This window comes from Providencia sp. PROV076 (assembly GCF_028483405.1).
In the GTDB taxonomy this organism is placed as follows: domain Bacteria; phylum Pseudomonadota; class Gammaproteobacteria; order Enterobacterales; family Enterobacteriaceae; genus Providencia; species Providencia huaxiensis.
Genome location: NZ_JAMPRR010000021.1, coordinates 69,537 through 82,086 on the forward strand (window position 1 = coordinate 69,537; position 12,550 = coordinate 82,086).

The following is a 12,550-nucleotide window of genomic DNA, read 5'->3' on the forward strand; positions in this document are numbered from 1 at the left end:
AAAACCCCAGCGAACTGGGGTCTTCGTATTTTATTTCACGACCGCTTATTGTGGCTTGCTGTCGTTATTGTCTGATGGGTTTGATTCATCAGCATTATTACTATTATCTGTATGACTATTATCTGTCTTACTTGGTTCTTCAGTACTGTTTTTCGGTTCTTCAGATTGAGGTTTTTCAGCTGCGTTTGCTGCACCTTTACCAAATGTACCTGTCACATTACTGACTTTTTTGTCTTCATCCCAACCTGCAGGCTCACGAACTGGACGACGATTCATTAAATCATCAATCATTGGCATATCGATAGTTTCATATTTCAGCAATGCATCTTTCGTTGCATGCAGAATATCGATATTGTCTTCCAGTGTTTTGTAAGCCAGTTGGTAGCAATGGTCTAAAATTTTCTTAATTTCTTCATCAACAATACGTGCTGTTTCATCAGAAATTCCAGAACCATTACCTGAAGAACGACCTAAGAACGCAGGACCTTCTTCTTTCGAGTATTGCATTGGACCTAAACGGTCTGAGAAGCCCCATTGCGTTACCATGTTACGTGCAGTATTGGTTGCGAACTGAATATCGGAAGAAGCCCCTGTAGTGACTTTTTCACGACCATAAATCAACTCTTCCGCAATACGACCCGCATAAGCTGTCGCAATCATACCTTCGAGTTTCAAGCGGCTACGGCTAACTTCATCACCTTCAGGTAAGAAGAATGCCACACCCAGCGCTTGGCCACGTGGAACAATTGTAACCTTGTGAACAGGGTCATGCTCTGGCATTAAATGACCGATAATCATATGACCACCTTCATGGTAAGCCGTTGATTCTTTTTGCTCTTCGGTCATCATCAGAGAACGACGCTCTGCACCCATCCAAATTTTGTCACGCGCTTTTTCAAATTCCACCATGGAAACGACACGCATATTTGCACGTGCTGCAAATAATGCGGCTTCGTTAACCAAGTTTGCCAATTCAGCACCCGAGAAACCCGGAGTTGCACGTGCAAGAATGAAAGTATCCACGCTTGGGTCGATAGGTACACGACGCATATGCACTTTCAGAATTTGTTCACGGCCACGAACGTCTGGTAAGCCAACGACTACCTGACGGTCAAAACGACCTGGACGTAATAAGGCAGGGTCAAGTACGTCAGCACGGTTAGTTGCTGCGATAACAATGATACCCTCGTTACCTTCGAAACCGTCCATCTCAACCAGCATTTGGTTCAGTGTTTGTTCACGCTCATCGTGACCACCACCAAGACCTGCACCACGTTGACGACCTACCGCATCGATCTCATCAATAAAGATGATACAAGGCGCTGCTTTTTTCGCTTGTTCGAACATGTCACGAACACGAGAAGCACCCACCCCCACAAACATTTCCACAAAGTCAGAACCGGAAATGGTGAAGAATGGCACTTTTGCCTCACCAGCGATAGCTTTTGCCAGTAATGTTTTACCTGTTCCTGGAGGCCCTACCATCAGGACGCCTTTTGGAATTTTACCGCCAAGTTTTTGGAAACGAGCAGGTTCACGCAGAAACTCTACGATTTCGCCCACTTCTTCTTTGGCTTCATCACACCCAGCAACGTCTGCAAATGTTGTTTTGATCTGATCTTCTGTCAGCATGCGGGCTTTACTTTTGCCAAATGACATTGCCCCCTTGCCGCCACCGCCTTGCATCTGGCGCATGAAGAAAATCCAGACACCAATCAACAGAAGCATTGGGAACCAGGAAATAAAAATAGATGTCAGTAAGCTTGGTTCTTCTGGTGGTTCACCAACAACCGTCACATGCTTATTCAGCATAGTGTCTAACAGCTTCTCATCCTGCATAGGAAGATAAGTTGTATAGCGGCTATTATCAGCCTTTCTGACGTTCAGTTCACGACCGGTGATACGAACTTCACGTACCTGATCCTGGGCTAACTCATTGATAAACGTTGAATAATCAACTCTGCGACTATTCGAATCGCTTGGGCCAAAACTCTGGAACAAGGACATCAGAACAACTGCGATGACTAACCAGAGAATCAGGTTTTTCGCCATGTCACTCAAGGGATTAACCTCATATTACAACTGTGTTAACAAATAACGCTCAGGGTACTATAGTTTTAGCCCTGTCGCTACAATGTATACTTCACGCGATCGTGCCCGCGAAGATTCAGGTTTACGAACTTTTACTTTCGTAAACAGGGAGCGGATATCCCTAAGGTAATCGTCAAAGCCTTCTCCCTGAAACACTTTAACAATGAAACTTCCCCCAGGTGCCAATACAGAACGGCACATATCCAATGCTAATTCAACTAGATACATAGAGCGAGGAATATCAACCGCTGGTGTCCCACTCATATTTGGCGCCATGTCAGACATGACCACCTGTACTTTTTTGTCGCCAACGCGTTCTAACAAAGCGGCGAGAACGGCTTCGTCGCGAAAATCCCCTTGCAGGAAATCAACACCAACGATTGGGTCCATCGGCAATAAGTCACAAGCAATAACCCGCCCATTATGACCTATTTGGCTAACAACGTATTGCGACCAACCACCAGGGGCTGCTCCTAAATCAACAACGGTCATACCTGGTTTAAAAATTTTATCACCTTGCTGGATTTCCTCCAGCTTAAACCATGCACGTGAGCGCAGCCCTTTTTTTTGTGCTTGCTGAACATATTTATCACTAAAATGCTCTTGCAACCAGCGACTTGAGCTTGCCGAACGTTTTTTATTGGCCATTGTGCTTTCCAACTATACTAAAAGAACTTCACCTAACTTGCTGCTTCTTTACCATCAAAAAGATATAATTGATGGTGATAGATATCAGATGGCGGTAGAATAAGCCATTTTCAATACTAACCAAGCAAAAAATCAATGAATCTTAATAAAAAACAAATTCAGCACCTAAAAAGTCTCGCTCACCATTTAAACCCTGTTGTTATGATCGGCAACAATGGTTTAACCGAAGGTGTTTTAGCTGAGATTGAACTCTCATTAGCGCATCATGAGCTTATCAAAGTCAAGATCGCAGGCGAAGACCGTGATACTAAAAATTTGATCGCTGATGCGATTGTTCGCGAAACTGGTGCAGTAAATGTACAAATCATCGGTAAAATTCTTGTTATCTACCGTCCTTCGGCAGACCGCAAAATCATTTTACCTAAATAATCCCTCATCATTTATATAAAAATGCCATTGAAAGCATGTTTTATATGGTGAAAAAGGCCGCCTGCGGCCTTTTTCTTTAAATCAGGGAAATAATATAACCAATTCAGGCAAATAGGAATCAGATATACTCAACTTTAAGAATTTCGAACTCGACATCGCCACCTGGGGTTTTAATCGAGACCGCATCATCAACTTCTTTACCCACTAAGCCACGTGCTATCGGTGAGTTCACAGAAATCAGATTGATCTTAATATCGGCTTCGTCATCACCAACAATACGATACGTTAGCTCTTCGTCAGTATCAACATTCAATACTGTTACTGTTGCGCCAAAGATAACGCGACCGTTATTAACCATTTTAGTGACATCGATCACTTGAGCGTGAGAAAGTTTACCTTCAATTTCTTGAATACGGCCCTCACAGAAACCTTGTTGCTCACGTGCTGCATGATATTCTGCATTTTCTTTTAAGTCACCGTGCTCACGCGCTTCTGCAATAGATGCAATAATTTCTGGGCGACGGACAGATTTAAGGAATTCAAGCTCTTCTCTTAGCTTATCCGCACCAAGTACCGTCATCGGGATCTGTTTCATTAATAAATACCTCGGTTCAATCCTATCTAAAAACAAGTATCTTCCTGATTTTGTAACAACAGTACACCGAACACCTGCGTAAAACGAGGGTGTTCTAGTAAAAAAACGCAATCAGACTTATGTACTCATTTATCTTATCATAATGTACGCTATTTTAACTGAGACTTAATAACGGGTCACCGTTTACTTTCTTAGGCATTACACTTTAGTATGTATTATATGTCCACCCTAATGCGTGAAATATATGTCATTATTAACTTTAACCAGAAAATGGATAATCTCTTTAGGAATAACCTTAGCCAGTGCGCAAGCTCTAGCTATTCCTATTGATGAGTACAAACAATATTTACCTGATGGCACTAACCTTGCTCTGGTCGCGCAAAAAGTGGGAAGTAGCACCCCATTAATTGATTATAATGCGCAGCAAATGGCATTACCTGCAAGTACGCAAAAGGTTGTGACCGCTCTTGCCGCCCTGTTACAACTGGGGCCAGACTACCGTTTTGTCACCAATTTTGAAACTGATGCAAAACTTAGCAACAACACATTGACTGGCGATTTAGTGATCCGTTTCAGTGGTGACCCAACACTAACCCGCCAACAAATTCGTAATATGGCTAATGCATTAAAGCAGCTTGGGATCCATAAAGTTGATGGCGATCTGGTTGTTGATATTTCTGCTTTTACTAGCCATGACAAAGCACCAGGTTGGGTTTGGAATGACATGACCCAATGTTTTAGTGCGCCGCCTGCTGCTGCTATTATTGACCGTAACTGTTTTTCAGTTTCTCTTTACCCCGCTGAAAAAGCAGGAGATTATGCATTCATTAAGGCGGCTAGTTTTTACCCTGTCAATATGTTCAGCGAAGTCAAAACACTAGCTAAAGGCTCCCCAGAAGCACGCTATTGCGAGCTTGATGTCGTTCCTGGTGAACTGAACCGCTACACCCTAACAGGTTGCTTAACTCAACGCAGTGAGCCCTTGCCACTTGCCTTTGCGGTGCAAAATGGAGCGAGTTACTCAGGGGCGATTGTCAAAAATGAGTTAACCACCGCGGGTATTGAGCTTACTGGCCATGTGAAAAAACGCACATTTCCAGCACCTCAATCACAGGTGTTAGTCAAAACTGAATCTAAACCACTGCATGACTTGCTAAAAGTGATGCTAAAAAAATCCGATAATATGATAGCGGATACTGTTTTTCGTACTATCGGTCGGGAATATTATGGTGTTCCAGGGACTTGGCGTTCAGGATCCGATGCGGTAAAACAAGTGCTGAAGCAAAAAGCAGGGATCGACCTTGGCAATACCGTAATGGTTGATGGATCTGGTTTGTCCCGCCATAACTTGATCACCCCAGCAACGATGATGGAAGTTTTGCAGTTTATCGCAAAAAATGATCAACAACTCGATTTTATTTCTATGCTTCCACTTGCCGGCCATGATGGCACTTTGCGTTACCGTGGTGGTTTTGATGAGGCTGGTGTAAATGGTAAAGTTTCCGCCAAAACGGGAGCACTACAAGGGGTCTATAACCTCGCTGGTTTTATCACAACCGCCAGTGGCCAACGTGTGGCTTTTGTGCAATTTATCTCTGCTTATGCGGTACCACAAAACCAGCAGCGTACTCGTCGAGTACCATTAGTACGATTTGAAAGCCGTCTGTATAAAGATCTGTATCAGAAAAACTGATCATACGCGGTTTAGACATACGTGGGTTTAGAAATGTAAAAGGCGCTTTCGCGCCTTTTTACATTTTTAAGATAAACTATTTTTGATAAATGATTTCGACACCTTCGTCGTCATCTTCATCCCAATCGTCATCCCAGTCATCATCAAAATCTTCAGTACCTGAAAGTTGTTCTTTGTGGTAGTCATCCCACATGAATTCAACTTTCTCAGGTTGCTGTGTATCTTCAGTCGTTGCCATATCACGTGGTTGAGTATTCATAAATTCCATGATATCCCAACACAGTGCTTTCACACCTTCGTGGTTAACTGCGGAAATCATATAGAATTTATCTTCCCAGCCCATTGCTTTGGCAATTTCTGCTGCGCGCTGTGCTGATCCCTCTTCACCTAAGATATCAATCTTATTGAAGACTAACCAACGTGGTTTTGCTGCCAGTTTTTCACTGTATTTTTCTAACTCACCAATGATGATCTTCGCATTTTCGACAGGATCAGACTCATCAATAGGGCAAATATCAACCAAGTGAAGTAAGACACGACAACGCTCTAAGTGTTTCAGGAATTGGATCCCAAGACCTGCGCCTTCAGCCGCACCTTCGATCAACCCGGGTATATCCGCAACCACAAAGCTTTGTTCGTTATCCATACGCACCACACCCAAGCTTGGGACTAAAGTGGTAAAGGGATAATCTGCAACTTTTGGTTTGGCGGCTGATACTGAACGAATAAATGTTGATTTACCCGCATTTGGCATACCAAGCATGCCCACATCCGCTAACAGCATCAACTCTAACAGTATTTCGCGAGTTTCCCCTTTTGTCCCCATTGTACGTTGACGTGGAGCACGATTTACTGAAGATTTAAAACGGGTATTTCCAAGCCCATGGAAACCGCCTTTAGCGACCATATGACGTTGTTCGTGGCGCGTCATATCACAAAGTACTTCGTTAGTCCCTAAATCGCGTACACGCGTTCCTACGGGCACTTTAACTGTGATATCTTGACCACGTTTACCTGTACATTCACGGCTTTGGCCATTCTGGCCGCGCTCTGCACGAAAGGATTTTTCAAAACGGTAATCGATTAACGTGTTGAGGTTTTCGTCTGCTTGTAAGTAAACGTCCCCACCATCGCCACCGTCACCACCGTCCGGTCCCCCTTTAGGGATGTATTTTTCACGGCGGAAGCTGACACAACCATTGCCACCATCTCCTGCCACGACCAATATTTTGGCTTCATCTACAAATTTCATAATTCTCTCTCCGCTTCTGAGCCGCATAACGCTGGATGGCTGTTCTACTCAGAGATGGTGCATCTTTAATTCGTGTGTAGTTCATTAAAGATCAAATATCTGAATATAAAAAGCCCCGCAAAAGGTTTTTGCAGGGCTTTAATTCTGAATTAAAGGTCAGAAAACTTATTCAGCTTCGATGCTGATAAATTTACGATTGTTTGGACCTTTAACTTCAAATTTAACTTTACCGTCCGCTAATGCGAACAGAGTGTGGTCACGGCCACAACCTACGTTGTTACCTGCGTGGAACTTAGTACCACGTTGACGAACGATGATGCTACCTGCTAATACAGCTTCACCACCAAAACGTTTAACACCTAAACGTTTTGCTTCTGAGTCACGACCGTTACGAGTCGAACCACCAGCCTTTTTGTGTGCCATTAATCTGCTCTCCTAAATCTTAAGCGATGACAGTGATCTTAACATCAGTGAACCACTGACGATGACCCTGTTGTTTACGGCTATGTTTACGACGACGGAACTTGACGATTTTAACTTTTTCGCCACGACCGTGTGCAACCACTTCCGCTTTCACTTTAACGCCTTCAACGATAGGAGCACCGATTTGGATCTCATCGCCATTAGCAACCATCAGAACTTGATCAAATTCAACAGTTTCACCTGTTGCGATGTCCAGCTTTTCTAGGCGGACAGTTTGACCTTCGCTAACTCGGTGTTGTTTACCACCACTTTGGAAAACCGCGTACATATTAACTCCGCTTTCCGCGCACCCGTTAAATATTTCAATTCCAGAGTACGCTATAAAATATTCACAATAGGGCGCGAATTCTACGCAAAAAAGCATCAGAACACAAGCCAATAATGCGGTTAGATGACAAAAAATACGACTTTTTTCTCAATAACCGTTTTTGAGCATTGATTTAGCGCCTATTCACTCAATTGTTACTTATTTAAACATTTTTTGCATCACACCTGATAATCTTATAATTAATAATGTTATGCTAGAAAGATAACTGTTCTATCGGTCTCCCATTTTTTTATTTCGGGAATGAACCAAAAACTAATAATATGAATAAATTACAATGAATTTAGAATCTATTATTGAACTGACAACTGAGGATATGTCAGCGGTAAACGAAGCCATCCTCAGTCAATTGAATTCAGATGTTGCACTAATTAACCAGCTTGGTTATTACATCGTCAGTGGTGGCGGTAAAAGGATCCGGCCGATGATCGCAGTGCTTGCAGGTCGATCTTTAGGCTACTCGGGTCATAAACATACCCAAGTTGCAGCGTTGATCGAGTTCATTCATACCGCAACGCTGCTACATGATGACGTCGTTGATGAGTCCGATATGCGTCGTGGAAAACAAACTGCAAATGCTGTTTTTGGTAATGCAGCGAGTGTCCTCGTGGGTGATTTTATTTACACTCGATCATTCCAGATGATGACGGATCTCGATTCAATGCGGGTGCTAAAACTGATGTCTGAAGCGACGAATGTGATCGCTGAAGGGGAAGTTTTACAGCTGATGAACTGCAATGATCCCAATATTACTGAAGAAAACTACATGCAAGTGATCTACAGTAAAACCGCACGTCTTTTTGAAGCGGCCGCTCACGCATCTGCTATTTTAGCTAATGCAACACCGGCACAAGAAAAAGCGCTACAAGATTATGGTCGCTATATTGGTACAGCTTTTCAGTTAATTGACGATCTTCTCGATTATGATGCAGACAACGCTCAATTAGGGAAAAATACGGGTGATGATTTAGATGAAGGTAAACCTACACTTCCCCTACTTCACGCAATGCAAAATGGTAATGAAGAAGAATCCGCGTTGATCCGCCAAGCGATTGAGCAAGGCAATGGGCGCCATCTGTTAGATACGGTTCTGGCAACCATGAAACGCTGTGGTTCCCTTGAATATACCTATGCAAGAGCCCAAGAAGAAGCACAAAAAGCGATTGATGCCTTGAATGTAATTGAAGATTCAATTTATAAAGATGCATTGATCGGCTTAGCTTATATCGCAATTCAACGCCATTCTTAGTCACTAGAAAAGACAAAGCAGATCAAGAAAAGGGGAAACGTTATTTTTCCCCTTTGTCTTCTTCATCGATTTGAGCAAGCAGTGACGACAAACCGTAACGCAGGATATATTTCACTATTTTATTGCGCTCAGACTCTGTCAGTTGGTAATACGCTTCCGACCAAATTTGCAATGCATCTGTTCTTTGGCTTTGGTAAGTTACCGAAGGCTCATGCAGGCTAAGTTGCCCTTGGATTTCCCCCGGTAAGCTTTCAAAATAATACTCAACAGCTTTACCCTGTACCCCTCTTTTACGGCGGTTTTTCCAGCCTTCTCGTCTTGCCATTAGGTTAATTCCCTGAGGAGATGTCGGGAGTCCTTCTAACCCAGCTAATTCTTTGGCAGTGAACCACAATTTTTTCATTTTTCACTTCACACTTGTATTATGAAACCTGCTTTTGCAGCTTTACTAAAATGTCATCTGTTAAAAATTTTTTTTTAATTCAATATAATATTATTTTTATATATTAATTATTTACATCTTAAGTAATTGTAAATTACTTATTATTAATTAAATTAATTAGCGCTAGTGCCCCTTCGCGCATAATAAATGTCAGGATAATGTCTCGTTCATCATTGGAAAGCTGGTTATAAGCTTCCTGCCAAATAAAGGCATTATCATTTCGTTTTACTTGATAAAGTGGTGAAGTTTCGTTAGCAAACTGGCTTTCAAAAATATCGATAGGTAAAGAACTTATATGGTATTCCAAGGCTTTGCCTTGAATACCTCGTCTTTTGCGACTTACCCAGTTTTCACGCCTTGCCATGGCATTAATGCCTTGAGTTGTCATGGGAAGCCCTTGTAACCCAACCAACTCTTTTGCCGTTAGCCATTCCTTGTACATGCTGACCCTCCTAGTCATGATGACAATTCGATTTCCAGTTGTTGAAAACTATCTCTATTTTCTCAAAACTTCATTAATCTATTCGTTTTATTTATACCTATAAATAATAATATACAAATCATATTTGTTATTAGAATTCTAATTTCTTTTAATAACAGACAATTAAATAATTTACTCGCTAATAATTTAACTAATTTTATTAACTAATCTAGATATATTATGAGTACAAGTAAAAAGTAGCATTAAATATGTCATTCCTCTCCCTAACTAGAAAGAGTTAGTTTTAATAACAAAGCTTTATCCTAATTCACAGTTCTTCATTCTGACTTTCCATTTAATTTCATAAAAACCACGACAGTTTCATAAAATGAATTTTTAAGAAAAAATCAGAAATTATTTTGGGAAATTTCTGTTATTTTATTTCCAATAACTAAACGGATGTACTGACTGTACCATAATTTTCTGTTACTCGTACCACTAACTCTACATGATTCTAAGTGAAAAAAGGACTAAAAAATGATTTTACGGAAATCGGACTGGCCCCCTGCAGATATCATTGCTGCTTTACGTAAACGTGGGACAACCCTTGCCGCAATTTCACGCGAGGCAGGGCTAAGCTCTTCAACGTTAGCAAATGCGCTATCACGCCCTTGGCCTAAAGGGGAATGGATCATTGCAAATTTCTTAGCCATTCACCCAGCTGAAATTTGGCCAAGTCGTTATTACGACCCAATTACAGGGGATTTATTAGAAAGAAAAGTCAGAGAAAAGGCACCAGTGGAAGATTAAAAATTGTATGGGATATAGATATAAGGCCGTGAATAATCAATATATTCACGGCCTTATCTTTTGATGGCAACCCAATAAAAAAGGTTGAGCTCTAAACGAAACTCAACCCTTTACAATTAGGAAAAGTGTTAACTGGCATTAGCCATTAATAAATTTTTCACCTAATTCGATATCTGCTTTTAATACATCTAGCATGTCTTTCAGTGCTTTCTCTTCAAATGCACTTAATTTACCGATTGGTAAATGTTTTTCGATACCGTTTTTGCCTAAAACAACGGGTTGTGCAAAGAAGCGAGCATGTTCACCATCACCTTCGGTGTAAACACATTCAACCACATTGCTTTCACCTTGCAAACCACGAATTAAAGATAAACCTAAACGTGCAGCTGCTTGGCCCATAGATAAAGTTGCAGACCCGCCACCCGCTTTCGCTTCAACGACTTCTGTACCTGCATTTTGAATACGCTTAGTTAACGCTGCGACTTCTTCGTCAGTGAAGCTAACACCTTCAATTTGAGATAACAGTGGCAGGATAGTCACACCAGAGTGGCCACCAATCACAGGCACTTCGAGGTCATTAACATTTTTGCCTTTTAGTTCAGCAACAAATGTATTAGAACGGATGATATCTAATGTCGTCACACCGAATAAACGGTTTTTATCGTAAACGCCTGCTTTTTTCAGGACTTCAGCAGCGATAGCAACAGTGGTATTCACTGGGTTAGTGATGATACCAATCAATGCTTTAGGGCAAGTTTCAGCAATTTGTTGGATCAGATTACGGACGATACCCGCATTGATGTTAAATAAGTCAGAACGGTCCATACCTGGTTTACGTGCAACACCCGCAGAAATAAGGACAATGTCAGCACCTTTTAATGCAGGTTTTGCATCTTCGCCAGCAAAGCCTGTCACTTTAACATCAGTAGGGATATGGCTTAAGTCAGCAGCAACACCTGGAGTGACTGGTGCGATGTCGTAGAGGGAGAGTTCTGAACCTGCTGGGAGCTGGTTTTTGAGAAGAAGGGCGAGAGCCTGACCGATACCACCTGCTGCACCTAGGACTGCAACTTTCATTCTGAAACTCCTTAATTTGTACTTTAAAAAGATATCACTTTATTTGTTATACACTTAACACATTACGTATAAAAAACAATTTGTTAACAGATAGAGAGAGAGTTTAACGCAAGAGAACTTGTTTATTAATTGCCAGTATTCTAAACAAATTCCTTATCTGTTAATGAGATAACGGGCACTTTTTTAACAAATAGTTTTTCTGGGTATTGCATTTCGCACAATAAGTTGTTTTCTGTGTATATTTTTCAATCAAAAATATTTTTATTAACAATAAATTTACAACGAATATCTGAAAAATTCATTGCTCTATTATGCTAATTTTTCATTTTCACAATTTACGATAAATTAATACTTCTAACTACCAGCCTAAAACGAAATTGCTTAACTTTAAGTTATTCGCTGGTTATAAACTCATCATAACGCAATTTTGTTGCATAAAAATGCACTTTTACGGATAATACAGCTTAATTCAATGCAAAAGAATGGGTTGATTATGCGCACTCCGTCTAAACAAGAAGACTTGGTTAAGGCTTTTAAAGCCCTACTTAAAGAAGAAAAATTTAGCTCGCAAGCTGAAATTGTCACGGCTTTGCAAGAAGAAGGCTTCGAAAATATTAACCAATCAAAAATTTCCAGAATGCTAACCAAATTTGGTGCTGTTCGCACCCGTAATGCAAAAATGGAAATGGTATATTGCCTACCGACAGAGCCTGGTGTCCCTACCGCCACCAGCCCACTCAAAAACTTAGTTTTGGATATAGACTACAACCCTTCTGTTGTCGTGATCAGAACGAGTCCAGGTGCTGCACAGCTTATTGCACGTTTATTAGATTCATTAGGTAAAGCAGAAGGAATTTTAGGTAGTATTGCTGGTGATGATACTATCTTCTCAACGCCAGCCAACAATTTCACCACAAAAGAGTTGTATGAAGCGATTTTAGCGTTATTTGAACAAGAGCTTTAATCTATTGATATACATTAGAATAAGAGGGAAATTCGATTTCCCTCTTATTGTTTTTGTCTGTTTCTATTCGA

14 protein-coding genes are annotated in these 12,550 nt (G+C 41.2%); 5 read left to right on the forward strand and 9 right to left on the reverse strand.

The window, feature by feature from the left end; genetic code table 11:
• Window positions 1–45: 45 nt before the first annotated feature.
• Both ftsH and rlmE read right to left on the reverse strand, forming a co-directional pair.
• The gene (gene ftsH, locus PSF67_RS14735; protein WP_102138212.1) at window positions 46–2,052 is read right to left on the reverse strand and encodes an ATP-dependent zinc metalloprotease FtsH; all 2,007 of its coding nucleotides are present in this window, start codon (window positions 2,050–2,052) and stop codon (window positions 46–48) included.
• Between the two features lie 57 nt (window positions 2,053–2,109).
• Window positions 2,110–2,739, reverse strand: a complete 630-nt coding sequence (rlmE, locus tag PSF67_RS14740) for a 23S rRNA (uridine(2552)-2'-O)-methyltransferase RlmE (RefSeq protein WP_102138213.1) — start codon at window positions 2,737–2,739, stop codon at window positions 2,110–2,112.
• A 135-nt stretch (window positions 2,740–2,874) separates the two neighbouring features.
• Here rlmE and yhbY point away from each other — a divergent pair, with 135 nt between their 5' ends.
• A complete protein-coding gene (gene yhbY / locus PSF67_RS14745; RefSeq protein WP_004905914.1) occupies window positions 2,875–3,168 on the forward strand; it encodes a ribosome assembly RNA-binding protein YhbY in 294 nt (97 codons plus the stop codon).
• A gap of 118 nt (window positions 3,169–3,286) precedes the next feature.
• Here the strand turns inward: yhbY and greA are convergent, their stop codons facing one another.
• The gene (gene greA, locus PSF67_RS14750; RefSeq protein WP_004905916.1) at window positions 3,287–3,763 is read right to left on the reverse strand and encodes a transcription elongation factor GreA; all 477 of its coding nucleotides are present in this window, start codon (window positions 3,761–3,763) and stop codon (window positions 3,287–3,289) included.
• 244 nt (window positions 3,764–4,007) lie between these two features.
• Here greA and dacB point away from each other — a divergent pair, with 244 nt between their 5' ends.
• Complete coding sequence (gene dacB, locus PSF67_RS14755; RefSeq protein ID WP_166264002.1) at window positions 4,008–5,456, forward strand: serine-type D-Ala-D-Ala carboxypeptidase; 1,449 nt, start codon at window positions 4,008–4,010, stop codon at window positions 5,454–5,456.
• A gap of 76 nt (window positions 5,457–5,532) precedes the next feature.
• Here dacB and cgtA read toward each other — a convergent pair whose 3' ends face one another.
• From cgtA to rplU, 3 genes are all read right to left on the reverse strand, one after another.
• Complete coding sequence (cgtA, locus tag PSF67_RS14760; RefSeq protein WP_102138215.1) at window positions 5,533–6,708, reverse strand: Obg family GTPase CgtA; 1,176 nt, start codon at window positions 6,706–6,708, stop codon at window positions 5,533–5,535.
• A 165-nt stretch (window positions 6,709–6,873) separates the two neighbouring features.
• A complete protein-coding gene (gene rpmA / locus PSF67_RS14765) occupies window positions 6,874–7,131 on the reverse strand; it encodes a 50S ribosomal protein L27 (protein ID WP_004905922.1) in 258 nt (85 codons plus the stop codon).
• Between the two features lie 19 nt (window positions 7,132–7,150).
• The gene (gene rplU / locus PSF67_RS14770; RefSeq protein WP_102138216.1) at window positions 7,151–7,459 is read right to left on the reverse strand and encodes a 50S ribosomal protein L21; all 309 of its coding nucleotides are present in this window, start codon (window positions 7,457–7,459) and stop codon (window positions 7,151–7,153) included.
• A 334-nt stretch (window positions 7,460–7,793) separates the two neighbouring features.
• On the opposite strand from rplU, the gene ispB reads away from it, so the two are divergent.
• A complete protein-coding gene (gene ispB, locus PSF67_RS14775) occupies window positions 7,794–8,765 on the forward strand; it encodes an octaprenyl diphosphate synthase (RefSeq protein ID WP_102138217.1) in 972 nt (323 codons plus the stop codon).
• Between the two features lie 40 nt (window positions 8,766–8,805).
• Here ispB and PSF67_RS14780 read toward each other — a convergent pair whose 3' ends face one another.
• On the reverse strand, window positions 8,806–9,168 hold the full coding sequence (locus PSF67_RS14780; protein ID WP_102138218.1) for a DNA-binding protein: 363 nt from the start codon (window positions 9,166–9,168) through the stop codon (window positions 8,806–8,808).
• Window positions 9,169–9,301: 133 nt separating this feature from the next.
• Entirely contained in the window at window positions 9,302–9,649 is a 348-nt protein-coding gene (locus tag PSF67_RS14785) for a DNA-binding protein (protein ID WP_166263998.1), read from the reverse strand.
• A gap of 516 nt (window positions 9,650–10,165) precedes the next feature.
• Between PSF67_RS14785 and PSF67_RS14790 the strand changes: the two genes are divergently transcribed.
• Window positions 10,166–10,438 carry a helix-turn-helix domain-containing protein gene (locus PSF67_RS14790; RefSeq protein WP_272677225.1) on the forward strand — a complete coding sequence of 91 codons (273 nt, stop codon included), beginning with the start codon at window positions 10,166–10,168 and terminating at the stop codon, window positions 10,436–10,438.
• 138 nt (window positions 10,439–10,576) lie between these two features.
• Here the strand turns inward: PSF67_RS14790 and mdh are convergent, their stop codons facing one another.
• A complete protein-coding gene (gene mdh, locus PSF67_RS14795; protein ID WP_004905937.1) occupies window positions 10,577–11,515 on the reverse strand; it encodes a malate dehydrogenase in 939 nt (312 codons plus the stop codon).
• Between the two features lie 493 nt (window positions 11,516–12,008).
• On the opposite strand from mdh, the gene argR reads away from it, so the two are divergent.
• Complete coding sequence (gene argR / locus PSF67_RS14800; protein WP_004907450.1) at window positions 12,009–12,479, forward strand: transcriptional regulator ArgR; 471 nt, start codon at window positions 12,009–12,011, stop codon at window positions 12,477–12,479.
• The last annotated feature ends 71 nt before the right edge of the window (window positions 12,480–12,550 follow it).

Excerpts from the sequence above, each read along its gene's own strand:
- PSF67_RS14790 (WP_272677225.1), top strand. The coding sequence starts at position 10,166 with ATGATTTTACGGAAATCGGACTGGCCCCCTGCAGATATCATTGCTGCT.
- PSF67_RS14780 (WP_102138218.1), bottom strand. The coding sequence starts at position 9,168 with ATGAAAAAATTGTGGTTCACTGCCAAAGAATTAGCTGGGTTAGAAGGA.
- rplU (WP_102138216.1), bottom strand. The coding sequence starts at position 7,459 with ATGTACGCGGTTTTCCAAAGTGGTGGTAAACAACACCGAGTTAGCGAA.
- ispB (WP_102138217.1), top strand. The coding sequence starts at position 7,794 with ATGAATTTAGAATCTATTATTGAACTGACAACTGAGGATATGTCAGCG.
- greA (WP_004905916.1), bottom strand. The coding sequence starts at position 3,763 with ATGAAACAGATCCCGATGACGGTACTTGGTGCGGATAAGCTAAGAGAA.
- dacB (WP_166264002.1), top strand. The coding sequence starts at position 4,008 with ATGTCATTATTAACTTTAACCAGAAAATGGATAATCTCTTTAGGAATA.
- rlmE (WP_102138213.1), bottom strand. The coding sequence starts at position 2,739 with ATGGCCAATAAAAAACGTTCGGCAAGCTCAAGTCGCTGGTTGCAAGAG.
- cgtA (WP_102138215.1), bottom strand. The coding sequence starts at position 6,708 with ATGAAATTTGTAGATGAAGCCAAAATATTGGTCGTGGCAGGAGATGGT.
- ftsH (WP_102138212.1), bottom strand. The coding sequence starts at position 2,052 with ATGGCGAAAAACCTGATTCTCTGGTTAGTCATCGCAGTTGTTCTGATG.
- mdh (WP_004905937.1), bottom strand. The coding sequence starts at position 11,515 with ATGAAAGTTGCAGTCCTAGGTGCAGCAGGTGGTATCGGTCAGGCTCTC.
- rpmA (WP_004905922.1), bottom strand. The coding sequence starts at position 7,131 with ATGGCACACAAAAAGGCTGGTGGTTCGACTCGTAACGGTCGTGACTCA.
- PSF67_RS14785 (WP_166263998.1), bottom strand. The coding sequence starts at position 9,649 with ATGTACAAGGAATGGCTAACGGCAAAAGAGTTGGTTGGGTTACAAGGG.
- yhbY (WP_004905914.1), top strand. The coding sequence starts at position 2,875 with ATGAATCTTAATAAAAAACAAATTCAGCACCTAAAAAGTCTCGCTCAC.
- argR (WP_004907450.1), top strand. The coding sequence starts at position 12,009 with ATGCGCACTCCGTCTAAACAAGAAGACTTGGTTAAGGCTTTTAAAGCC.